Origin of the sequence: Staphylococcus sp. EG-SA-15 (assembly GCF_017151895.1) — a bacterium.
Taxonomy (GTDB): Bacteria; Bacillota; Bacilli; order Staphylococcales; family Staphylococcaceae; genus Staphylococcus; species Staphylococcus aureus.
Map to the genome: position 1 here is coordinate 1 of NZ_JACVZN010000041.1, position 22,943 is coordinate 22,943.

The 22,943-nt window shown below is 32.5% G+C and carries 25 protein-coding genes and 1 pseudogene; 5 read left to right on the forward strand and 21 right to left on the reverse strand.

Features of this window, described 5'->3' with window-relative positions:
• On the reverse strand, positions 1-1,021 hold a 1,021-nt coding region (locus IDG64_RS13320; RefSeq protein ID WP_206171335.1), incomplete at its 3' end, for an aldehyde dehydrogenase family protein.
• A 68-nt stretch (positions 1,022-1,089) separates the two neighbouring features.
• On the opposite strand from IDG64_RS13320, the gene IDG64_RS13325 reads away from it, so the two are divergent.
• Both IDG64_RS13325 and cudC read left to right on the forward strand, forming a co-directional pair.
• Complete coding sequence (locus IDG64_RS13325; RefSeq protein ID WP_001789908.1) at positions 1,090-1,185, forward strand: hypothetical protein; 96 nt, start codon at positions 1,090-1,092, stop codon at positions 1,183-1,185.
• A gap of 88 nt (positions 1,186-1,273) precedes the next feature.
• On the forward strand, positions 1,274-1,837 hold the full coding sequence (cudC, locus tag IDG64_RS13330; RefSeq protein WP_000198598.1) for a choline uptake/conversion transcriptional regulator CudC: 564 nt from the start codon (positions 1,274-1,276) through the stop codon (positions 1,835-1,837).
• Between the two features lie 187 nt (positions 1,838-2,024).
• Here the strand turns inward: cudC and IDG64_RS13335 are convergent, their stop codons facing one another.
• Positions 2,025-2,711: an MBL fold metallo-hydrolase gene (locus IDG64_RS13335; protein ID WP_000184394.1), complete on the reverse strand. Its 687-nt coding sequence runs from the start codon at positions 2,709-2,711 to the stop codon at positions 2,025-2,027.
• Between the two features lie 263 nt (positions 2,712-2,974).
• The gene (locus tag IDG64_RS13340; RefSeq protein ID WP_000711870.1) at positions 2,975-4,597 is read right to left on the reverse strand and encodes a BCCT family transporter; all 1,623 of its coding nucleotides are present in this window, start codon (positions 4,595-4,597) and stop codon (positions 2,975-2,977) included.
• 131 nt (positions 4,598-4,728) lie between these two features.
• Between IDG64_RS13340 and IDG64_RS13345 the strand changes: the two genes are divergently transcribed.
• On the forward strand, positions 4,729-4,890 hold the full coding sequence (locus IDG64_RS13345) for a hypothetical protein (RefSeq protein ID WP_001789302.1): 162 nt from the start codon (positions 4,729-4,731) through the stop codon (positions 4,888-4,890).
• A 15-nt stretch (positions 4,891-4,905) separates the two neighbouring features.
• On the opposite strand, the gene IDG64_RS13350 is transcribed toward IDG64_RS13345, so the two are convergent.
• The 6 genes from IDG64_RS13350 to IDG64_RS13375 form a co-directional block, all read right to left on the reverse strand.
• A complete protein-coding gene (locus IDG64_RS13350) occupies positions 4,906-5,016 on the reverse strand; it encodes a hypothetical protein (protein WP_001790600.1) in 111 nt (36 codons plus the stop codon).
• A gap of 99 nt (positions 5,017-5,115) precedes the next feature.
• Complete coding sequence (gene nrdG / locus IDG64_RS13355) at positions 5,116-5,652, reverse strand: anaerobic ribonucleoside-triphosphate reductase activating protein (RefSeq protein WP_000173328.1); 537 nt, start codon at positions 5,650-5,652, stop codon at positions 5,116-5,118.
• Positions 5,649-7,499: an anaerobic ribonucleoside-triphosphate reductase gene (gene nrdD, locus IDG64_RS13360; protein ID WP_001071729.1), complete on the reverse strand. Its 1,851-nt coding sequence runs from the start codon at positions 7,497-7,499 to the stop codon at positions 5,649-5,651. Before nrdD ends, nrdG begins: the two co-directional genes overlap by 4 nt.
• A 245-nt stretch (positions 7,500-7,744) precedes the next feature.
• On the reverse strand, positions 7,745-9,115 hold the full coding sequence (locus IDG64_RS13365) for a CitMHS family transporter (protein WP_001083491.1): 1,371 nt from the start codon (positions 9,113-9,115) through the stop codon (positions 7,745-7,747).
• A 475-nt stretch (positions 9,116-9,590) separates the two neighbouring features.
• On the reverse strand, positions 9,591-10,196 hold the full coding sequence (locus tag IDG64_RS13370; RefSeq protein ID WP_001057045.1) for an NAD(P)-binding protein: 606 nt from the start codon (positions 10,194-10,196) through the stop codon (positions 9,591-9,593).
• A gap of 62 nt (positions 10,197-10,258) precedes the next feature.
• The gene (locus tag IDG64_RS13375) at positions 10,259-12,139 is read right to left on the reverse strand and encodes an assimilatory sulfite reductase (NADPH) flavoprotein subunit (RefSeq protein WP_000775148.1); all 1,881 of its coding nucleotides are present in this window, start codon (positions 12,137-12,139) and stop codon (positions 10,259-10,261) included.
• Between the two features lie 195 nt (positions 12,140-12,334).
• Between IDG64_RS13375 and IDG64_RS13380 the strand changes: the two genes are divergently transcribed.
• Complete coding sequence (locus IDG64_RS13380; protein ID WP_010956583.1) at positions 12,335-12,427, forward strand: hypothetical protein; 93 nt, start codon at positions 12,335-12,337, stop codon at positions 12,425-12,427.
• A gap of 107 nt (positions 12,428-12,534) precedes the next feature.
• Here IDG64_RS13380 and IDG64_RS13385 read toward each other — a convergent pair whose 3' ends face one another.
• The 8 genes and pseudogenes from IDG64_RS13385 to IDG64_RS13420 all read right to left on the reverse strand — a co-directional run bounded on the left by IDG64_RS13385 (position 12,535) and on the right by IDG64_RS13420 (position 19,106).
• Positions 12,535-13,032 (reverse strand): glutathione peroxidase, encoded by a 498-nt coding sequence (locus IDG64_RS13385; protein WP_001065268.1) that lies wholly within the window; start codon positions 13,030-13,032, stop codon positions 12,535-12,537.
• Between the two features lie 9 nt (positions 13,033-13,041).
• Positions 13,042-13,302 carry a hypothetical protein gene (locus tag IDG64_RS13390; protein ID WP_001791974.1) on the reverse strand — a complete coding sequence of 87 codons (261 nt, stop codon included), beginning with the start codon at positions 13,300-13,302 and terminating at the stop codon, positions 13,042-13,044.
• A gap of 381 nt (positions 13,303-13,683) precedes the next feature.
• Positions 13,684-13,797: pseudogene (locus IDG64_RS13395) on the reverse strand (hypothetical protein).
• Positions 13,798-14,455: 658 nt separating this feature from the next.
• A complete protein-coding gene (locus tag IDG64_RS13400) occupies positions 14,456-16,456 on the reverse strand; it encodes an ABC transporter permease (protein ID WP_000776751.1) in 2,001 nt (666 codons plus the stop codon).
• Complete coding sequence (locus IDG64_RS13405) at positions 16,453-17,208, reverse strand: ABC transporter ATP-binding protein (protein WP_000923760.1); 756 nt, start codon at positions 17,206-17,208, stop codon at positions 16,453-16,455. Before IDG64_RS13405 ends, IDG64_RS13400 begins: the two co-directional genes overlap by 4 nt.
• Positions 17,209-17,316: 108 nt before the next feature.
• Positions 17,317-18,204 carry a nisin susceptibility-associated two-component system sensor histidine kinase NsaS gene (gene nsaS, locus IDG64_RS13410; protein WP_000143420.1) on the reverse strand — a complete coding sequence of 296 codons (888 nt, stop codon included), beginning with the start codon at positions 18,202-18,204 and terminating at the stop codon, positions 17,317-17,319.
• A 10-nt stretch (positions 18,205-18,214) separates the two neighbouring features.
• Positions 18,215-18,880 carry a nisin susceptibility-associated two-component system response regulator NsaR gene (gene nsaR, locus IDG64_RS13415; protein WP_000697879.1) on the reverse strand — a complete coding sequence of 222 codons (666 nt, stop codon included), beginning with the start codon at positions 18,878-18,880 and terminating at the stop codon, positions 18,215-18,217.
• A 25-nt stretch (positions 18,881-18,905) separates the two neighbouring features.
• Positions 18,906-19,106 carry a hypothetical protein gene (locus IDG64_RS13420; protein ID WP_000604727.1) on the reverse strand — a complete coding sequence of 67 codons (201 nt, stop codon included), beginning with the start codon at positions 19,104-19,106 and terminating at the stop codon, positions 18,906-18,908.
• A gap of 197 nt (positions 19,107-19,303) precedes the next feature.
• Here IDG64_RS13420 and IDG64_RS13425 point away from each other — a divergent pair, with 197 nt between their 5' ends.
• On the forward strand, positions 19,304-20,728 hold the full coding sequence (locus IDG64_RS13425) for an alkaline phosphatase (RefSeq protein WP_000953757.1): 1,425 nt from the start codon (positions 19,304-19,306) through the stop codon (positions 20,726-20,728).
• Positions 20,729-20,787: 59 nt separating this feature from the next.
• On the opposite strand, the gene IDG64_RS15600 is transcribed toward IDG64_RS13425, so the two are convergent.
• The 4 genes from IDG64_RS15600 to IDG64_RS13445 form a co-directional block, all read right to left on the reverse strand.
• Positions 20,788-20,889, reverse strand: a complete 102-nt coding sequence (locus tag IDG64_RS15600) for an SE2200 family small protein (protein WP_000731972.1) — start codon at positions 20,887-20,889, stop codon at positions 20,788-20,790.
• Between the two features lie 121 nt (positions 20,890-21,010).
• On the reverse strand, positions 21,011-21,466 hold the full coding sequence (locus tag IDG64_RS13435; protein ID WP_000106185.1) for a MarR family winged helix-turn-helix transcriptional regulator: 456 nt from the start codon (positions 21,464-21,466) through the stop codon (positions 21,011-21,013).
• A 244-nt stretch (positions 21,467-21,710) separates the two neighbouring features.
• Positions 21,711-22,472, reverse strand: a complete 762-nt coding sequence (locus IDG64_RS13440; protein ID WP_000323447.1) for an alpha/beta hydrolase — start codon at positions 22,470-22,472, stop codon at positions 21,711-21,713.
• A 115-nt stretch (positions 22,473-22,587) separates the two neighbouring features.
• The coding region (locus tag IDG64_RS13445) for an LPXTG cell wall anchor domain-containing protein (RefSeq protein WP_206171336.1) at positions 22,588-22,943 on the reverse strand (356 nt) is incomplete at its 5' end.

Sequence of the window (22,943 nt, forward strand, 5' to 3'; positions counted from 1 at the left end):
CGATCTTATTACGATGTTCTGTTGAAATCACTGGTCCCATTTCAGTATCAGCATCAAAACCATTACCTAATTTGATTTTTTTCACGCGATCAATAAGTGCTTGCTCAAATTTGTCTTTAATACTGTTTTGTACTAATATTCTTGATCCTGCTGAACAAACTTGACCTGCATGGAAATATCCACCATTTAACGCTTGGTCTACTGCCAATTCAAAATCAGCATCATCAAAGATAATGTTTGGATTTTTACCGCCAAGTTCCAAGGCAATATTCGTAACATTATTAGCAGCATTTTTCATAATATGCTTACCAGTCTCAATGCCACCTGTAAATGATACAAGGTCAACCTCTTTATGACCTGACATTACGTCACCAACTTCAGAACCTGCACCTAGAATAAGATTAATTGTTCCTTTAGGGAAACCAACTTCTTCCATTAATTCAAAAACACGTATCGTTGTTAATGGTGTAATTTCACTTGGTTTCATAACTATTGAACAACCCGTAGCAAGCGCTGGCGCAATTTTCCATGATGCTTGTAATAACGGATAATTCCAAGGTGTAATTTGTGTAACTACACCTACTGGTTCTTTAACAATTTTGCTTTCTGTATCTGGAATTGGTGAATCAATCATTTCGCCACCGTCTTTATCTGCTAATCCAGCAAAATACATAAACACGTTATGAATATCATCCATATCTGCATATGATTCTTCTAACGTTTTTCCAGTATCTAATGTTTCTAATCGTGCTAACGCTTCGCGATGTTCTTTAATCTTGTCCGCGATGGCACGTACTTTTTTACCTCTTGTTTCAGCAGTTTCTTGCGACCATTCACCAGACTCAAACGCACGTCTTGCAGCTAAGATTGCACGTTCTGCATCCTCTTTTGTCCCTTCAGAAACCGTAAATATCACTTCTTGATTGTAAGGATTGATAATATCTCTTGTATTTTTATTCGCGCTTTCAACCCACTCACCATCAATATATTGACGCTGAGATAAATGTTTTAAAAGTTCCATTCAACAACCTCCGTTAAGTTTGTTAAATTTTTATTTAACGAATTTTACAAACTTATGTTAGCATAGAAATGAAAAATGTGTCAATTTACAAAACAACTCAAGAATTAAGTTTTGTAAGTTCGTTAGATTTTTATTTAACGAAACATTTAACTTTAATGCTTTAAATATTTTTAATGTCTTTTTTTAGAAAAGGTTTTATAATGTATTAGTATTTATTTTAACGTGACCAAAATGATGTACGGAGGTGCAATGATGACTCGTTCTCAGAACAAACAGCAACAATTAGAACAAGCAAAAGATATTGTAATTAATTCAATTGGACAGACAATGGATTTGTATGGCACTAATAGAAGTGTAGGAAACTTATATGGCACTATGGTGTTTGAAGGCAGTATGACGCTTGATGAAATGCGTCATCAATTGCAAATGAGCAAACCAAGTATGAGTGCTGGCGTTAAGAAATTGCAGGAATTTGATATTGTTAAACAACAATTTACGAGAGGAAGCCGCAAACAACATTTTATCGCCGAGAAAGACTTTTTCATCTTTTTCCGAAACTTTTTCACTAAAAAATTTCAGCGTGAAATTGACATCAATGTCGAAGCAGTAAAAGATGCTCAAGCTATTATCAATCCATTACTTGAAAGCAGTGATTTAACTGAAGCTGAAACACAAGAGGCACAAAAAATTAAAGCTCAGCTTGATCATACACATGTTTATTACGAATGGTTAGAACAGTTAACCGAAGCGATTGAAAGCGGTGAAATTTTCAAATATTTCCCAATTCCAGAACAGCCTTCTGATTCTGAAAATTAAAATTGACTCAAACAACGACAATGATGATTATGCATGATAAAAACAATGCAATAGGTCCACGAAATAAACGGTAATTTCTATCTCAATAAATAGAAATTACCGTTTTTGTTTTATATGACAATCAATTATGGAGGTATTTTCTAGGGCTTTCTTAGATTCGTTACATTGCTTCGCCAATATATTTCAATTAGCTATTCTCGCCCTCACGTACTCTATCAATAATATTTTGTATTTGTTCACGTTTTTCATATTCATTTTCTACAAAATAAACTAACGGTTCATCTTTGATAGTAACCCAAGGTACAAGTACATCAAAATCTAATTCTTTAACCATCTCTAAACTTTGAATAGATTTTTCTCTATCACTTGAACCTAATATAACTGTACGCCATCTCTTCCCTTCAAAACATATAAAATCTCCAGTAAATAAGTAACGATGATGACCATCATCCCATAAAAACAGTGTCGTCCCTGGTGTATGTCCAGGCGCGGGAATAACTTCTAAATCCTTATCCAACATTACACGATTACTAAATTGTTTTTGAACAGAAATCTTATGTTTCAGTGCAGCCACATCATTTTCATGTATAAAGTAAGGAGCTTCAACTTGATTAGAACCTCCTATAGATTCATGATCATGATTCATCAATACTTTTGAAACACCACCTAATGATGCAAAGTCTTGTTGGGAGTCACCTAAGTGTTCGGAATGATAGATAACAATATTACCTGTTTCACGTTTTAAAATAAAAGATTTAAATAGAAATCGATTATCAAAAGGCAGTTCCGAAGTAGGTGTCGCATATAAGTTTTTTGTGATGGATTCTAAACTGTCATGTAATTTGGACTGTTTATTTTTAAATTGATTAGTCATTTTATTTCATCCTTCGATTAATTTGAATTGTACATACGCAATACCCTTTATTTAATTTAATAATCAATGAGAGTCTTTCAAACTTCGATTTAGAATATGCTTCATACAATAAATAAGTACTTGGAGCACTAAAAAATTAAATCTTTTAGTACAACATTAATGAAAACCTAAAAGTTCATCCTACAATGCTACTAAAAAAAGGGGAATGGAACAGAAATGATATTTTCACAAAATTCATTTCGTCGTCCCAGACCCGCTTTGAATTATAAATTATCGTCTTGTTCTTCTTCTGATACTTGAACGATTCGCAATGAACGACGTTCAACTTCTTTTAATTTTTCAGCACGCGTTTCAAGTTTAATTCTATCGCGCCCTAAAATGATTAAAAATGATATCATCATGAAAATAAAAATAACAATTAATGGCACACTTGCCAGTATTGAAGCAGTTTTCAATACTTCTAATGCACGTTCGCCACCAACTAGCATCAATGAAAATGGCAATAAGCACAATGCAAATGCCCAGAATAAACGATTGGCACGTAATGGTTCGCCTACCACTTTTTTCTGAGATGCTGCCGCTAAAATATATGAACCCGAATCAAATGTTGTTGCTAAGAATAAGAAAGCAGATACTAAGAATAGTACAATCATCAATGATGGGAATGGTAAATGATGCACCACTTCAATAATGGTTGCCTCTGTACCATGTGTATTTAAATATTGTGTTACATTAAACTGTCCAGAAATTTGTAAATACACAGCATAGTTACCAAAAATACCAAAGAATAATACGCATCCAAGCGTTCCATAAATAATTGTTCCTAGCACGACTTCTTTAAGGCGTCGACCTTTTGAAATTCTAGCGATAAATAAACCGATAAATGGCGCATATACTAACCACCATGACCAGTAGAATATTGTCCAGTCTTGTGGGAAATTCGTTTCTTTTCGACCTTTAATACCACCGAATGGTTCTAACCATGTTGCCATATGGAAAAAATCTCTCAACATATTTCCGAACCCTGTCACTGTCGTTTCCATAATAAAAACAGTCGGTCCAATAATAAATATAAAGGCTAAAAGTACAAAGGATAGCCAAACGTTGATATCACTTAACTTTTGAATACCTTTTTTCAATCCTGTATATGAACTAATGGCAAATATAACCGTGATTGTTAATAAAATGGCCGAACGTAAAATCATATTTTTACCATCTAAACCAGTTAATCTTTCTATGCCTGCAGAAATTAATGGCACACCTAACGCTAGTGATGTTGCCGCACCACCTAGCAATCCAAAGATAAATAAGATATCTACAACTTTACCTACAAATTTATCTGTTTGACCTTTTAAAATCGGACGACAAGCTTGACTAATTTTATACACCGGTTGTTTTTTAACAAATACTAAATAACCAATTGGTAATGCTGGTAAAACGTAAATAGCCCAAGCAATTGGCCCCCAGTGGAACATACCATATTGCGTCGCATATTGGAGTGCTTCATCACTCATACTTTTCGCGCCATTTGGTGGAACTTGATAGTAAAAAGCCCATTCAATAACGCCCCAGTATAAAATATCAGAGCCTATGCCTGCACAAAACAGCATTGCCGCCCATGTAAATGTATTAAATTCTGGTTTATCACTTGCTTTACCAAGTGTGACATTACCATATTTACCAAATGCGATATACATTACAAAGCAAAAAATCGCCAGCCCCATAAATAAATATATCGAACCAATTGAATCAGAAATGGCACTATTAATACCAGTGATGATATCTTCACTTGCTTTTGGAAAAGCCATCATAGGTATAACTGCAAAAAGAAGTACAGCTACTGTCCCTATAAAGGTCGTCCAGTCCATAACTTTCTCTTTTTTCAATTGTGCTCCCCCTAATTATTAATTTTATGAATCCTGTTTCGATTTATCTCAAAATGTAATAATTATATTGATTCACAAAATTGACAATAACTAACATTTAATAATAATGCAAATTTCATACAATTTAAAACTTGGCAATTATTGAATATTTATATAATTTTTCCCGTAATAAACAAAACCTTAATAGCGCTAAAACAATAGTGTTAAGTTATGATTTAACGAATTTAACAAATTTTACTAGGACGGCATTTAAGAATATTTATACGTTATTAACGAATATTTATTTATTGTAAAACGCTACCAAAAAGTTAGACTTCCTTCCCACTAAAATACCACTTTTCTCTTTCAACTTTTTTAAAAAACGGATATGCAACTTTTAGTATTGGTATCAAAATGATTGTTAGGTCATATTCTATCAATATATTTTTCTAAAGAATTGCTTTTATTAACTTTCAATTATGTACCTAACCTAAAAAGAAGCCAAGGCAACGAATGTTACCTTGACTTCTAATACATATTCAACTAACTATATATTCAATCATACGCGCATGCGAGAGTGATTGTTGTACATCTATAATGCGTTGATTTAAAGAACCTTTATATGGTAAATCAGGTTTGAATAAGTGTTGTATAAATAGACCATCTACTAAAACGTCAATGTATGATAATAACTCTCGACGTTCTGCACAATCATTTGCTAAATATTCATATAAAAATCCAGTCCATACCCAAATTGTCTTTTTATTTCCAAAACGTGCTCGAAATGCTTTGACAAGATTTAATGTAATATCCAAATTACAAAATGGTTCGCCACCTAATAGACTTAGCCCAGATATATAATCATGATCGCAATCATCTAATATTTCTGCTAATATTTCATCAGTGTATTTCTCGCCATATCTGAACTTTTGTGAGGCTTTGTTATAACATCCAACACAATTAAATGGACATCCTGATACATAAACACTGCATCTTACTCCTTCACCGTCAACAAAGCTATTTGATTCTATTTTAGCAATATAACCTTGTCCTTGTTTAATGTCTAAAAGTGTCATTCTTTAGGCGCTTTCATATGTTTTACTCGTGCGCAAATTTCTTTATGACGGCCTTTAATTACTGGACGTTGAACTGGATTGCCTAAGTAACCACATGTTCGTTTAACGACATCAACTGTTTTAGGATTATCATTGCCACAGTTCGGGCATTTAAATCCTTTTTCAGTTGCTTCAAAATCTCCATCGTAATCACATTCATAACAATGATCAATCGGAATATTTGTACCTAAGTAACCAACTTTGTCATAAGAGTAGTCCCATACCGCTTCTAGTGCTTTCAAATTGTGTTGCAATTTCGGATACTCACAATAGTGAATGAAACCACCACTCGCATAATAAGGATAATCTTTTTCAAAATCTAACTTTTCAAAAGGTGTAACATCTTTACGTACATCATAATGGAAAGAGTTTTGATAATATCCTTTATCTGTAATGTCTTTAATATCTCCAAATCTCTCTTGGTCTAAACGACAAAAACGATCCGTTAGCGATTCACTCGGCGTACTGTAAATACTGAACCAAATGTCATATAATTCTGTCCATTTCGTTTGATAACGTTTCATTTCTTTAAGAATTTCAAGCGTAAATGCTTTTGCTTCTTGAGATGTTTCCCAGTCTGGACCATAGAAAACAGTAGCTGTTTCATACAACCCTATATAGCCCATTGAAATCGTTGCACGTTTATTTTTAAATAACTCAGCAACATCATCTGTTTCTTTTAATTTATAGTTAAATGCGCCACTTTTATATAAAATCGGTGCGTTATTCGGTACAGCATCTTTCAAACGATTTATACGATAAAGTAATGCATCATGTAACACATCGATACGTTCATAAAAGATTTCCCAGAATTTCGTCATATTACCGGCAGATTCTAATGCCATTCTAGGTAAATTAAGTGTAACAACACCAAGATTACAACGACCATTATTTTCAAAATGACCTTCCGCATCTTTCCAACTTGGTAAAAATGAACGACAACCCATTGGCGCTTTGAAATCACCTAATATTTCTACGAGTTTGTCATAATTTAAAATATCTGGATACATACGTTTCGTTGAACACTTTAATGCTAGTTGTTTAATGTCATAGTTCGGATCTTGCGGACTAAAGTTGGTTCCTTTTTTAATTGAAAATACAAGTTTTGGGAAAATCGCTGTCGTGCGGTCTTTTCCTAAGCCTTTGATACGAGTATTTAAGATAGCTTGTTGAATTTTGCGACTTAAATGATCTGTACCTAAGCCGAATCCTAATGTTACAAAAGGTGTCTGTCCATTAGATGTATATAAGGTATTAATTTCATATTCTAGACTTTCAATCGCATCATTGATGTCTTTAGTGACTTGTTGATCAACATAACGATCAATTTCAGATTCTTTGACAAATTGCTTTGCGATATTTCTATGTTGTTCTTCATTATGTCGTGCATATGTACTAAGTAATTCGTCAACGCGGTCAACCGTACAGCCACCATATTGACTGCTGGAAACATTGGCTATAATTTGTACAAGCTGCGCTGATGCAGTTTGTATTGATTTTGGTGAAGTTACATTCGCGTTGCCTATTTCAAATCCATTATGTAGCATATTTTTAGCATCTATTAAACAACAGTTTGTTAACGGTTGGAATGGATGATAATCTAAGTCGTGAAAATGTATGTCCCCTCTTTGATGTGCATCTGCAACGTGCTTTGGTAATAAATAATTTAATGCGTAAGATTTAGAAACGATACCTGCTGTTAAATCTCTCATTGTTGAAAATGTATCACTATCTTTGTTGGCATTTTCGTTAACAATAGCAGGATCTTTAGAAATCAAACCCGTTAATGCTTCTTCGATTTGATTCATTTTACCCCTTCTTCCTATATATTGTGTCTACTCATTACGTTATACCACTATATATAGTATTTTCAAATTTTTATTAGTCTGTTAACTAAAACGTCACAAAGTTATTAACATTTAGTGAAATTCATATTTCTACACAATTATTTCATTAATTTTTAAAATTGTTCTCGAATCGTTCTGTCATTTCGACATGTTTATGCAACTATTATTTCATTTTGCACCGGGACTATAGTTTCTATTTTTCATACTTAAATCGTCACAATGCCCATCAACATTGCAATTACTAACATAACGATGGCGAATCCCCAAATCCAAAAGAATGCATACTTAATATACGTGCCCATGTTTGCCTCTGCTAAACCAATTGCCAACCATAAGGCTGGTGAAAACGGACTGACAAATGTACCTATAATATTCCCTATAACCATTGAATAAGCTGTTGATACAGACGGTACACCAAATTGCCCTGCTGTTTGTTCGACGATCGGTAACACAGCAAAATAATAAGCGTCTGTGCTAGTTAGTAAATCTAATGGTACGCCAAGTAAACCTACAATAATATGCAAGTATGGTCCTACTTCTGCAGGAATCACTTTGATTAAATTCGTCGCAATCGCTTTAAGCATACCGGTTTCATTTAGTACACCTAAAAACATACCTGCTGCAATAATCACTGCAGCCATCATTAATGCATTCGGCGCATGCGCTCTTAATCGCTCCATTTGTTCATCCACTGATTTAAAATTAATAACGAGCGCCAATGAGACACCTATCATGAATGCAAATTCAGGTGGCGCAATATTTATTAACATCGATAGAATAACAGCTAAAGTTAAAGCTGTATTCACCCATTTTATCCATGATTTTGTTCTTGCACGTCCTTTTACAGGAAACCTTACATCTTGATCTCGTTCATATACTTCAACTAATTTATGTACATCTATATCTTGTGTTTGCGGTAATTCATTTCTCTCTATTGCTTTTTTGATACGTTTCTGTTCTTTAAATCCAAGATATACCGCAAACAACATAATAAGAATGAATCCTATTATTTGAATAGGAATTAATCCATACCATAATTCATTGACACTTTTGGCTTTTAACACTGCAGCTACACGTGCCATTGGACCTCCCCAAGGTACCATGTTCATAATCGCCGCGCTTAATGCTAATAGTAAAATCAATAAATATTTATTCATATTTAACGCTTTATATAAAGGTAATAATGCAGGAATAGAAAGCAAAAATGTTACCGCACCGGCCCCATCTAATTGGGCTATTGTGCCAATTAAAGCTGTCATTGCACAGACAATGACGACATTGCCTCGTGTCATTATTATTAAGCGTTTGACAAGCGGCTTGAATAAACCACTATCGTTCATGATGCCAAAGAAAATAATAGCAAAGATAAACATAATAACAACGTTGATGACTTGATCTAACCCTTTAGCAAAAAATCCAACCAAATCTGTCACACTATATCCTAAAATCATTGCACCTAAGCAAGGTATGATTGTCATACCAACAACTGGATTTATCTTTTTGGCAATGAGTAAACCTACAATTGAAATAATAATAATGAGCCCCATTACTGTTAACCACATATTATCACTATTCATATTATTTTCTCCCTCCACTTTTAATACAATTTACATAATCCCCCTCTTTAACTTAAATATTATAATTAATATAATTTTTTATATTTAAGTTATCTCATTTTATCAAAAAAATCTTTTTTGCGTAATAGTTAATTCGGTTATCTAATTTTTATGCAGTATCTCTAATGACTATTTGAATCCAATTGATTAATTTGAATCTTTTCATAAGTATCATTTTTAATAGCAATGGTTGAATTCTCGGTTCTATTACACAAAAAAACTGGCTAAAATTAGCTATTATTCATAGCAACTTCAACCAGTTTTTCTAATAACCTATATATTTATTAAGATTTTTCAAATCGTCTATTTCTCTATGTTAGAAATCATCTTACATATGTTTATCATCTTCGCTTAGAAATTATTAGTATGCATCCCATCTTCATTTACAAACAGACATGTTATTACTTCAAGACTGCCTTTAGACGGCACACAGTTATTATTTTTTATCCAACCACGCTAAAAATTGAGCTTGTTTAGTATCGTTTATAAATTCTTTCGTCACTATTTGTGATAACAATTGCTGCTTTTCGCTGTGATTCATATCAAGTAACTTTATTTTCTGTCGGCAAGTATATAAAAAGTCGATATACGAACTGTATGATGGTGGATATAACGCCTCAAGCTCTGCCATAATTGATTTTGTCAACTTAGGACTCGCACCATCAGTTGATACACTGATAGTTAGCTTGTCGCGGTGTAGTGCACTTGGAAATACAACATTGCCATTTGATGCATCTCCAACATTATTAAAAAGGGCATGCTCAGGTAAGGCTTGTTTTACCGCTTCATTGACACGTGGCTCATTGGTTGCTGCAATAACTAGATACGCGTCTACAATATCGCTTGGTTCAAACTCTTTTTCTTTCCATATGACGACACCTTTATCTACCATATTTTGAAGTTTTTCAGTGATTTCAGGACTGATAACCATTATGTGTTCAACGTATTGACTTAATGTTTGTGCCCGACGACTTGCAACGAGGCCTCCACCAACTATGACGACATTTTTATTTGTTAAATCTATCATTAATGGCATATTCATGTTGAGCAACATCCTTTATATCTTTTTACGTCATTTCATCTTAAAACATTTAACACCAATCGCTAATAAACATCACGTTGATAGCGTTGTTGCTGTTTCATTTGACGCAATATCGTCTCCGCTTCTTCTTGAGAAATATGACGTTCTTTTACCAATACATCTTTAATGGCTTGATGGACATCTTTCGCCATACATTTTTCATCACCACAAATATAGATTGCTGCGCCTTGCTCAATCCATTCATTGAAACGTTCACTTTCTTCCATTATACGATGCTGTACATATTCTTTGTGTTCTTGGTCTCTTGAAAATGCTAAATCTACGCGTGTTAAGTTTCCATTTTCAAGCCATTCTTCTATTTCTTCTTCATATAAAAAGTCAGAACTACGGTGTTGATCGCCAAAGAACAACCATGTTTTCCCAGTCATACCAAGTTCTTCACGTTCTTGTAAATATGCTCTAAAAGGAGCAATTCCAGTACCTGGTCCAATCATAATAACCGGTATATCTTGCTTCATCGGAAATTTGAAGTTCGGATTTTTCTTCAAATAAATTGGTACTATATCGCCTGGTTTAATTCGCTCAGCAAAATGAACCGAGCATACACCTTTTCTCTCACGTCCATGTGCTTGATAACGAACCGTACCAACGGTAATATGCACTTCATCTGGCGTTGCCATAAAACTACTAGAAATCGAATACTCTCTTGGTGGTAATTTTCTAAGGATTTGATACATATTCTCAGGTTGTAATTCTATAGTTGGAAAATCTGTTATTAAATCTATAAAGTCCCGATTTATAACATATTCACGCGCCCATGACTCATCTTGAATACGTTCAGATAATTCTTCATTGTCAAAATAGATATCTGCATTTTTCAATAATGGCAATGTTAATTTAGTAAATTCAAAATGTGATGTTAGTGCTTCAACAATAGGAACTGTATCACCATGATCATTAATTGGCACCGGAGATTGCGGATCCCAACCTAACATGGATATTAGTTTTTCAACCAATTCAGGGTCGTTTTGCGGTAATGCTACTATACAATCTCCTGGTTCATATGATTCACTAAAATCATCAAGTAAAAATTCTATATGTCGTGTTTCTTTATTTGAATCGGTACCATTTAAATTGATATTCGCTAAAACTTCTGCTTGGTATGGATTTAATTTAGAATATTTCTTTTCTTTGGCAGACTTAATTGATTCACTTATCACCGATTCACTTTGAATACCTTCTGATGTAGTATCAATCATATTAATGATGTCTGCCATCCACTTTTCTGCGTCTTCTTCATAATCAATATCACAATCTACACGCTTACATATACGCTCAGCGCCTAGATTTTCTAGTAAAGCATCTACATCTTTACCAGCTTGACAGAAAAATTCATATGTTTGATCACCTAAAGCTAGTACTGAATATCTCACATGATTTAAATTAGGTGCGTTATCGTCTTCTAAAAATTCAAAGAAATCCCATGCATTATCAGGCGGTTCTCCTTCACCATGAGTAGACGTAATAATAAATAAATCTTCTAACTGCGCGATGTTTGTCGTATCATATTCATCCATTGACATCAAAACAACTTGATGTCCGATATCACTTAAACGTTCTGAAAAAATTTCAGCTAAACGCATGGCATTACCTGATTCAGAACCATATAGCACTGTAACATGCCGCTGATTAGCTTCGATATGTGGCTCTTTATTTTGTAACATATACGTTGTTGAAGTTGCTTGTTCTTCTGATATTTGTGATTGTTGCCACACTTCTGTCTCTAATTGTTGTTGATTACTATCACTTGTCGTATCGTTACTATTAGCTAGTAAAAAACCACTAAGCCACTGTTGTTGGCTCTCTGTTAATGTTTGCAGCAGATTGTTAATCTCTGTGACTTGTTTTTCTGTAAATGGACTATTAGATGTATTTAATTTCAAATGTTTTCACCTCAATAAACTTGAAATAGATGATTGACTCTTTTTTTTATCGATAGTTTAGTCAATTTTTTAATATGTATGGTATAAATTAAAACAAACTTGAGTTGTGTCTGATAGTTATACTTGCAAATATTTACAACTTTCATGTTGCTTGAATGACATTATCAGTAATTCAGACAAAACTTTGATTATGTCGTGTCAGTTATTAATGCATACAGTAATGCATCGTTGTTATTTTTTATTTATTTACTATTTATTATGTACCAAATCAGCCTTTCAGTAAAATAGGTCAAATTACTGATTTTCTAAATATAAAATGCCTCCTAATGACATACTATTAGTACATCATTAAGAGGCTCTTGTGTTATTTGCATACTAAGCGCTCAATTTTAAATTTAAGATGAAGATTCTTGCAATAATATTTCTATATTTGTCGATATATCCAATGGATCTTCCATTGGCAAGAATCGATTTACAACATTGCCTTGTCGATCGATTATAAATTTTGTGAAATTCCATTTTATTGGGGACCCAAAGATTCCTGGTTGTTCATTCTTTAAATGCGTAAATAACGGATGTTCATCGTTCCCGTTCACAGATATTTTAGCTAGCACTGGAAATGTAACACCAAATTTCTCACGACTAATTTTCAAGATTTCTTCATTAGAACCTGGTTGTCGATTGTCAAAATTATTATTCGGAAAACTCAACACTACAAACCCACGATCCTTATATTTTTGAAACAAAGTCTCTAGTTTTTTCAATTGTTCGCTATATATACATTCTGTTGCAGTATTAACAACTAAAATCACTTTACCTCTAAATGCTTCTAATTTATAAGTTAAGCCTTTATAATCACTTACTTCGATATCATACACATTTCTATTATTCATAAGACACCCCTACACAGCCTTTTTTATATTGAATATGTTCTTTTTAGAATGTTCTGATAAAATAAGTGCGCGTTTACACCGCGAACATACATTATATAGCGTGATACATTTTTCGAGCACACGATAAATAATGTTCGAGTTTATGTTGTTGCTCAACCTATCCGATTTACCGTCTTTTTTCACCTGTCTTACTTTATTAAAATAATCACATTGTATAGCTGTATTAGTCCAGCTACAATATCTTTCGTTATAACCCCTCATTATAATCATCCTTATTTTCTATTTTTAAAAAGACAATTAGACCGCTCTTTAAACTATAGATTAATACTTAAGTTAAACTCATACATACTGATACCATACGTTAGATCTAACAATTTAAAATTCGTTATAACTATGGATTAAAGAGCTGCCCAACTCATATAATCCTTAAAAACTTCACATGTGATTGTTTATTAAGCCCTCCTTTATCTTATTAAATATCCTTATAACCCTTTTAAAATTAAACTGACACACTCATACATTGTTACACGCGACGATAAACGTCATATTATTGCATATCATTAAAACAAGTCACTTTGTATCGTGTGCGACCGAATACATATTAAATCATCAATAATGATTATTCAATTATTAAAAATAAAAACGAACATTCTATATAGAGTTTCTACTTATTGTTTTTTCATCATTGTCTACATTACTTAACATTCGTGTTTATAAGTAATATTGACCGCCAATATTTAGACACTTTATAAGTATGCCATTCATCATTTTTAATCATATTATTTTTCTTATTGATATTTCTATTCATATATTTCTGATTGTATATTTAGATATAATAATTTGTTATTGGAAAATATATGAAACAAATTTGACTCATCTTTTTCAATATCTAAATGACACGATGCATGATTTTTGAATTTTGTAATTAACTTCCTTTTAAATTAGACTGAATTATGACAATTTTCAAACATTTTAATGTGTAAATCATTGGCAAAATATACGAATTGCATTTAAATCGTCAATTTACATATATTTTTGCGTAGTAATCAATCGTTATCATTGTTATTTATCGTTACATTATTTCGAGTATCAGTATGTATTTCGGGCTTCGTTTGATAACGACATTTCTTTGTGACATCGCTTCATCAGTGTAACAACAAATACAATGATTTCGTGATGTTAGTTACCCATTTTATGTGTTGCATAAAATATGTTGTTATAAAACATTTTAAATCATTTTATATAAACAATCTATATATTTTTGGCATTTCCAAAATATCACTTGTTATATTAAAAACCGACAAGACATTTTATCTTATCGGTTGAAATTTGTTATTGTTATTTGTAATGTTTTTAGGTTTCTTTTTAATATAATATATTTCAGTGAAAATACATGATTGATTGTGATTTCACTGAAACATGGTTAATTGCGTTGTTGATGAATAACTTTAGCATAAATATAGGAAGTTATTTTGTACATCGCCATATATAGAAACGAAATTATAATGACTGCTAGTACGTAACTTGTTAAAAATATATGATGGTTATTAATACCTATCATATTTAGTAACGTATATACAATGTTACTAGAAATTAATGTGTGAATCAGTGCTACTGTTATTGGTATTGCGAACAAGAAAGTCATTTGATTTCGTGTTATCTTTGCTATTCTTCCATTATCTAAACCAAGTTTTTTCATAATGTCATAATTGTGCTGATTTGCATAGGCTTCTGAAACTTGTTTATAGTACATCATTAGAAATATTCCAATGACAAGTACAATTGATACTACGCCACCTACAAATATTAGTCCACCTGTCAAACGATCCCAAACCATTAGCATTTCTGATTTAGAATTTATTGACGCATCGTATTTTTTCGATAGCTTTTGTATTTGTGATGTTGTTAATTTCGTCTTTCCAAATACATTAAAGTTTATCGATATTGTCGAATTCTTTTGTTCATGTGCATAAAATCCTTTTACTTTTTGTAATTGATTGTTATCTTTAACAATTAAAACCATACTATCTTGAATCATCATCAAATTTAACGCATGTGCGTCAAGTTGTTTCACTTTAAAGACTTCATTATTAAGACCGACCTTAGACTGCTTTTTAAAAATAGGTACATTCGTAATCATACCTATACTTTGATTGTCTAAGTGTAATTTGTTTTGGTGATATCGATTATAATCTTGTGCAGTAAAAGCTGTAATCATTACTGATTGTCTTGAAAATATCGCGCCTTCATTACCAATGAAGTCTATTGGAATATCATCACTAGCCTGTTTTAACTTGTAATAAGCACGATTCTTTTCTAAAGAAGCTCTAAATAATGTCGTTTCATATACTTTGAAGTCTTTTGCATTAACCGAACCCTGTATATCACGTTTAATATTCTCAATTGTTTGTTGACGTTCTATTTGTGACTTAGAATTGTCGCTAAATGACAAATCATAATCATTCGTAATCAATTTCGTAATGGTATGATTCATATCACGATAGGTTGTTAATGTCATTGTGAGCGTTACAATCAAAAATGTACACAGCAAAGTGATTGTTGCAAGACTGACTGCATTCATTTTAAGACGTACACGCATCCCAACTACCACAAAAAAATACCGTGGATGATAGTAAACTTTTGATACCTGCTGCAATATACTAATAATTATTTCACTTATACCTACAAAAAATGCATAAGTACCGATAATAACTAATCCTATGACAATCCATATTTTAAAAAAGGCACCAAACGTCGTATCTTGTTGTAATGCAATAAAGTAACCTAAATATAGTGCTGCGCTTCCTATAACAATTAAAACGTAACGCAACCATCGTGATATGACACTAGAATCGGAACGATGTTGATAAGTTATCGGCCGTTGAAAATTAATACTGAACAAGTTGAATATAAGTAGCATGCCCATTAATACAGCAATGATAATCAAAGTAATAAACATCGCTACAGAGTCAAATGGATAATACCTTAACGTCGCAACTTCACTGCCCATTATTTTCTGTATAAACAAGAAAAATATCGCACCAAGTAAGTATCCGCCGGCAATACTAACGACTGAAATTATCACAAATTGTAAGATAGTTTCCATCACTACAATTAAACGCATACTTTTCTTGGTCATGCCCAATGTCATAAAAATGCTAAACTCTTTTCGTCTTTGTGACATCATAAAGTGATTTGCATAGAAAATAAAAATAAAAGTTAAAAGCGCCATAAAAAAATTAGCTATGATAATAAATGGTACTAGGAAGTCATTCTTCTGTTTTATGTAGCTATTTAACCCAATTGACACAAGCGTATATTCAATCATGAATAGTACACTTACCGCTAAAATGAATGGAATGATTACAAGTCGCTGCGTAATAAATTGACGTCGCACTATGTGCCATAACAATCTTAACTTCATATATTGACACTTCCTCCATTCACAAGTGCTAAGCTATCTGTTATTCGTTGTTGAAAAGCTAATTGACTTTCTTCGCCACGATATATTTCATGATATAGACGCCCATCTTTAATAAAAATTACTCGCTCTGCATAAGACGCATCGATATTTGAATGAGTTACCATTAAAATTGTCTGTTCCAATTGATGAATCTCTTGAAATAACATCATCAATGCCTTTGATGTTTTTGAATCAAGTGCACCTGTAGGTTCATCGGCTAGTAAAATCGTCGGTTTAGTAACTAATGCACGTGCAATGGCAATGCGTTGCTTCTGACCCCCCGAGATTTCAGAAGGATACTTGTTTAAGAATCCCTCTAAATGTAATTGTACTGCCAACTGATGTACCCTTTGTTCTATATCTTTTCGTTTAGCACCAGCTAAAATTAATGGCATCATTATATTTTCTTTATTCGTCATTGTTGGTAAAAGATTAAAATCTTGAAAAACAAAACCTACCATTTGTTGACGATACAGTGCTTTACTTTTATTTTTCATATTATTTAAATGTGCGCCATCCACAATAATGTCACCTTCAGTTAGTCCATCAAAAGAAGCAATTAAATTTAGTAGTGTAGACTTCCCTGACCCAGACTCACCCATAATTGCAACAAATTCACCAGCTCCAACTGATAAATTCATTTGATTAAGTGCTGTCGTAGCATTCAAACCTTTACCATAAACCTTTTTTACATGTTTCACTTCTAGCAACATGGCATGCACCTCATTTCTTTGTTAGTATCTATATTAAAACAAAAAAATACTAATAACATTTAAATTAGTAAAAAAATGTTACTAGTATACTTACAATATTGAAAGTTTTTATTCATCTGGAAATTGAATCGTAAATGTTGTACCCTCATTTTGTTTAGATACGACTGAAACAGGATGGTTTGTGTGTGTTGAAATTTGTTTTACGATAAATAAACCAATCCCACTTGAGTTACTTTGGCGCTGGCCATTATAACCTGAATAGCCCTTATCAAATATTTTAGGCAAGTCCGCTTCACTAATACCGATACCATTATCTTTTACGTATAATTGATTGGATTGCTCATCAAATTCAATCCATATATCTTTACCTCTCGCATACTTAAGTGCATTATTTATTAATTGTTCTATCATTAAAGAGGTCCATCTAACGTCAGTTAATACTTCGTGATGACAAGGTTCATAATGGATTTTTGTTTTTTGATCAATAAACTGTATTGAATATTTCATAATAATTGGGCGAATGATATTATTAATCGAAATTTTAGTGACAGAAATATCAGAAGTTTCATTTAATAACTTTAAATAACTAAGTGCTAAACTTGTATAGTTATCAATTTGAATAACCTCTTGACGAACACGATTCACAACATTAGGCTCATCTCTTTCAAGTAACAGTTGTGCTGCAGTAATGGGTGTTTTCATTTGATGTACCCATGTTAAAAAGTAGCTCTCTACATCATTTTTATATTCAATTTGTTCATTTTTAAGCTGATACAACGCATTTTCTAAGTTTTCAATTTGTTGTTGTTGGCTTATAGTTTTTACAAAACTTAAATATTTAATACCTATGAATATGAGTAATAATAATAAAATAACGCCAAGTGCTAGTAAATATGCTTCTAATGGCAAATGATACAGGTAAAACATTAAGCCAAATAAAGCAAAAATAACTATGACTATTGCTATTTCCTGAGTAATACTTTTAAGAAAGGTCATTACATTCACCCTATACTTTATATCCGACATTTTTCTTTGTAATGATAAAATCATTAACGCCAATAGTATTTAATTTTTTACGCAGGCGCGTCATGTTAACAGCTAATGTGTTATCATCTATGAAGTTTTCTGATTCCCAACATTTTTCAATTAAAGCAGTTCTACTTACATATTTATCTTCATTTTGAAATAATAACTTTAATATTTGTAATTCAGTCAAAGATAGCTGTATGCTTTGTTCTTGATACACGACTTTTGCTTCATCTAATATTAATGTACAACCTTTAACCGTCAATGAATCATTAGCTACTGACAAGTCATAAGTTCGTCTCAATAATGCTTGAATTTTGGCAATCGTTAATGACAAGTTAAATGGTTTTTCGATAAAATCATCTCCCCCCATTTGTATTGCCATAATTTGGTCCATATTATCAATACGGGAACTAATAAATATAATTGGCACATTAGATGTTTTTCGGATTTCTTGACACCAATGAAAACCATTTAACGTTGGCAAATTAATATCTAGCAATACAAGCTGAGGTTGATGTTGGTTAAAGATAGACAGTATATCATCAAATTGTTCAACGACAATAACACCGTAATTCCATTTTTTAAGTTCAGATGCTAAACTTTCTGCTATAACAAAATCATCTTCAACAATTAATATTTTCATCTATAATCTTCTTCCTTCAATTGAATTATCCTTTGTTATCTTTTTGTTCTTTAGCCTGCTGCAATGACGGCTCTTGATTTGAACTTTCCGTGTCATTTGTATTTTGATTTAGTGTATTTGCTTTTTCTTTCTCGAGTTGCTTTTTCTTCGTACGTTTACGCTCTTCTAAAATAGACAACACTATAAAGAATATGATTAATAATGGAGATAACATTACTAGTATCATTTTTCCACCTCAAATTATATTTAATTCTATATTTTCACACGCTTCTATTCTAACGCTTTCTATAACAAATTGTCATATATATTCATTTTTTGTTATTCTAAATCACTCTGTTTACATATTTTTAACTAAAACTACATAATTGCTCAAAATTCCTCTTTTACACTGAAGACATAGTCATATACTCAGGAGGATGTCTTATGTTATCAGTTAAAAAAGCCACAAAATTTGCAGTTGCTAACCTTATTATCGTGTCAACAGTTTTCAGTTCTGTCACACCTGCAATTGCGCAATCCGATAAAAGTTCTAAAGATGAAAGTTTCGCGGTTGGTAATACTAAAAATCCAAAAAATGTTATCTTTTTAGTTGGCGATGGCATGGGTCCATCATTTAACACAGCTTATCGTTATTATAAAAATGATTCGCATACCAAAGAAATGACCCCTACTGCTTTTGATTCATATTTAAAAGGCACAAATCGTACATATTCAAATGACCCAAAACAGAATATTACTGATTCTGCAGCTGGCGGAACAGCCTTTAGTTCTGGCCATAAGACATATAATGGTGCCATCGGTGTTGACAGTAACAAGCAGAAAGTAAAGACAGTGCTTGAACGTGCAAAAGAAAAAGGTAAGTCGACTGGTCTTGTTTCAACAGCTGAATTAACAGATGCAACACCAGCAGCATATGCTGCACACGTGACTTCTAGAGATGATAAAAACGAAATCGCTAAACAATTTTATAAAGATAAAATCAACGGAAAGCATAAAGTTGATGTTTTATTAGGCGGTGGCGCTAAATATTTCGGTAAAAGTAATGGCAATTTAGATAAAAAATTCAAAAAAGATGGTTACGACCTTGCCACGAACAGTAAGGAGTTATCAAAATCTGATAAAGATAAAGTTCTTGGTTTGTTTGCAGATAAAAATATGCCACTTGCAATAGATGCTTCTAAAGACGAACCATCATTAGCTGATATGCAACAAAGTGCACTTAGTAAGCTTGAGCGTAATAAAAAAGGTTTCTTTTTAATGGTCGAAGGTGCTTCTATAGATAAATCAGCGCATTCCAACGATATTACAGGCGTTATGTCTGAAATGGAAGGTTTTGAAAAAGCATTCGATGACGCCATTCAATATGCTAAGAAACATAAAGATACACTTGTCGTTGCAACAGCAGATCACTCTACTGGTGGTCTAACAATTGGTAAAGATAAAGGATACGAATGGAATCCTCAACCGATTAAATCTATGAAACACTCTGGATCATATATGACAGAAAAAATTGCTAAAGGTGAAGACCCTGAAAAAGTTATTAATGAAGGTTATGGATTTGAATTTTCACAAGATGATATGAAAAAGGTTAAAAAAGAGAATAAAAAGCTAAAAAGACTACTTAAAAAAGAAAAAGACGAAAAATCCGCAGAAGTAGAAACGCAAACAAAAGCCCTACAACACGCTATTCAGAAGCCAGTAAATGATAAATCTTATACAGGGTGGACTTCCGATGGACATACAGGCGAGGATGTTAATACCTACGCTTACGGACCTAGATCAGAATCATTTAGTGGTAATATCGAAAATACAGAAAGCGCAAAAATAATATTTGATATATTCAAGTAAAGCATAAAAAAATTCCCGAGCACTATAACAAGGTGTTCGGGAATTTTTTATGGTTTAATTTAGTACTCAATGTTAGGTGCTTGGTTAACACGTTCTTGGTATTTTTTAAATGCGAAGTATAAACCGCCAACTAATGTTAAAATAACTGCTAATTTTTTCATCATTCAAACTCCTTTCTAAGATGTGTTGAAACTGAGTTCAATTAAATTATATGTTTTTATTATACACTTTTTGACATATTTTTTAAATTTAAGAATGCGAAGATTTTTAACATTTCTGATGCTAGCTTTCTTTTTCATCTTTCAAATGCTTAATAAAATCAAAGCCAGGTCGCCCTTTAGCCAATGCTTCCATCACATCATACCAATCCGAACCGACTTGTTGATATATATTTTGCAATAATTCATCTTGCGCCTTGTTCAATTCAGCAATGAGTTGATCGCCTTTATCCGTCGAATATAATTTTTTGACACGTCGATCAGTCTCTAAAACTTTTTCAATAATGAGACCTTGCTCTTTTAATTTTTGAAGTGTTGCATGTGATCCTTGTTTAGAAATTTCTAATATTTCTAGTAATGATTTAATAGTAATACCAGGTAATTTATTGATAAAAAACAAAAAACGATGATGCTGACGACTCATACCATACTTCTCTATAATTTCATCAGCGGTAGTAATAAAGGTTTTATATGCAAAATAAAACAACATATGCTCATAATCGTTTTTATTGGTCGACATGATGATGACTCCTTTCAAAGCGTTAACCTCATTATAATAAAATTTATAATGTAAGTCATACAAATGATGATAAAACTATAAGCTAAATCTAAGTTTCACGAGAAACATTTTTGTGTATCAGCAAATTGCGCCAATCATATTAATACAAATTTAATTTAAACACTTAGAAATGTTAGTCGTGCGTAAATAGTTTGTATCTCTCACTCTGTGTATTTAATGCAACCACATATTTTCCAGGAAATAATTAATCATTCACCATCCATGTTATAGCAAGCTTAATCGCTTGGTCCCAATATGCATAATCATGATCTCCTGGTCCATCTTCAAATTGATAAGGAACATTTTTGCGTGATAAATAATCGATAAAATCTAAGTTGTCTTGATATAAAAAGTCTTGTTTACCACACATAATGAGCAATTTTGGAATTTGTTTATCTTCAGCTACAGCTTTGTCTAGCAAGTAATACGGATCATGTTCAGTTCCTTTAACACTTGAAAGATTGCCAATTATGGCCTCTTTTGAAAAATCATTCCACTCTAGATCCATTAAATTTTGCGCTTCAAACACAGCAGATAATGGTACAGCTTTGGCAAATTTATCCCCTTGTGTTAATGCAAATTTAATTGTGCCATATCCTCCCATAGAGTGACCTGCTATAAAATTGTCATCACGCTTTTTGGAAAGTGGAAATATTTGATGAACATAATCATACACTTCCAAAATATAATCATAATAGCTATGACCATATGCCATGTTAGCATATGCGCTATGATCCACATTGGGCATAATCACAGCTAATTTGTGTTCATTCGCATACCTTTCTATGCTTGTATATCTCATATATGTCGTTTCATCACTTGATAATCCATGTAACAACATTAAAGTTTTTAATGGTTTAGCAGTTGTATCGTTATTAAAGAAGCTTTGATCTTCCGGTAAAATGACTGTCAAATTTTGATGCATACCAATTGTTGGTGAATGATAGTTTAATGAAATATAAGCCATACGTCATGACCCCTTTCTAATTCTACTTTATCAACATTTTACGCTTAAACAATTCACTTTAAAATCATTTTCAACAAAAAAACCGAATACAAATGTATTCGGCCTAAAAAAGTATTTACGCTTTTTCTTTATGATCTTGCTTGCGTTTTCTAAACAATAGTAATGATCCTAATAATGCCATCATTGCACCAAATAAAGTTGCATTTGTGTTTTCGCTCTTATCTCCTGTTTCTGGTAAAGCATCAGTTTTGTGTTGTTTTGATACCTTATTAGAATGGTTTACTTCACCTTTAGGATTTGATGGTGCTTTCTGTTCATTATTTGGTGGTGTAACTCTTGAATCGGAGTCGCTATCTGAGTCCGAATCGCTATCTGAATCTGAGTCACTGTCTGATTCTGAATCGCTGTCTGAATCTGAATCACTGTCTGAGTCTGAATCGCTATCTGAGTCTGAGTCGCTGTCTGAGTCTG

Bases quoted from the DNA above. Each gene is read 5' to 3' on its own strand.
- IDG64_RS13325 (WP_001789908.1), top strand. From the start codon at position 1,090: ATGAAAAATGTGTCAATTTACAAAACAACTCAAGAATTAAGTTTTGTA.
- cudC (WP_000198598.1), top strand. From the start codon at position 1,274: ATGACTCGTTCTCAGAACAAACAGCAACAATTAGAACAAGCAAAAGAT.
- IDG64_RS13335 (WP_000184394.1), bottom strand. From the start codon at position 2,711: ATGACTAATCAATTTAAAAATAAACAGTCCAAATTACATGACAGTTTA.
- nrdG (WP_000173328.1), bottom strand. From the start codon at position 5,652: ATGACACTTTTAGACATTAAACAAGGACAAGGTTATATTGCTAAAATA.
- nrdD (WP_001071729.1), bottom strand. From the start codon at position 7,499: ATGAATCAAATCGAAGAAGCATTAACGGGTTTGATTTCTAAAGATCCT.
- IDG64_RS13365 (WP_001083491.1), bottom strand. From the start codon at position 9,115: ATGAATAGTGATAATATGTGGTTAACAGTAATGGGGCTCATTATTATT.
- IDG64_RS13370 (WP_001057045.1), bottom strand. From the start codon at position 10,196: ATGAATATGCCATTAATGATAGATTTAACAAATAAAAATGTCGTCATA.
- IDG64_RS13385 (WP_001065268.1), bottom strand. From the start codon at position 13,032: ATGAATAATAGAAATGTGTATGATATCGAAGTAAGTGATTATAAAGGC.
- IDG64_RS13390 (WP_001791974.1), bottom strand. From the start codon at position 13,302: ATGATTATAATGAGGGGTTATAACGAAAGATATTGTAGCTGGACTAAT.
- IDG64_RS13400 (WP_000776751.1), bottom strand. From the start codon at position 16,456: ATGAAGTTAAGATTGTTATGGCACATAGTGCGACGTCAATTTATTACG.
- IDG64_RS13405 (WP_000923760.1), bottom strand. From the start codon at position 17,208: ATGTTGCTAGAAGTGAAACATGTAAAAAAGGTTTATGGTAAAGGTTTG.
- nsaS (WP_000143420.1), bottom strand. From the start codon at position 18,204: ATGACCTTTCTTAAAAGTATTACTCAGGAAATAGCAATAGTCATAGTT.
- nsaR (WP_000697879.1), bottom strand. From the start codon at position 18,880: ATGAAAATATTAATTGTTGAAGATGATTTTGTTATAGCAGAAAGTTTA.
- IDG64_RS13420 (WP_000604727.1), bottom strand. From the start codon at position 19,106: ATGATACTAGTAATGTTATCTCCATTATTAATCATATTCTTTATAGTG.
- IDG64_RS13425 (WP_000953757.1), top strand. From the start codon at position 19,304: ATGTTATCAGTTAAAAAAGCCACAAAATTTGCAGTTGCTAACCTTATT.
- IDG64_RS15600 (WP_000731972.1), bottom strand. From the start codon at position 20,889: ATGAAAAAATTAGCAGTTATTTTAACATTAGTTGGCGGTTTATACTTC.
- IDG64_RS13435 (WP_000106185.1), bottom strand. From the start codon at position 21,466: ATGTCGACCAATAAAAACGATTATGAGCATATGTTGTTTTATTTTGCA.
- IDG64_RS13440 (WP_000323447.1), bottom strand. From the start codon at position 22,472: ATGGCTTATATTTCATTAAACTATCATTCACCAACAATTGGTATGCAT.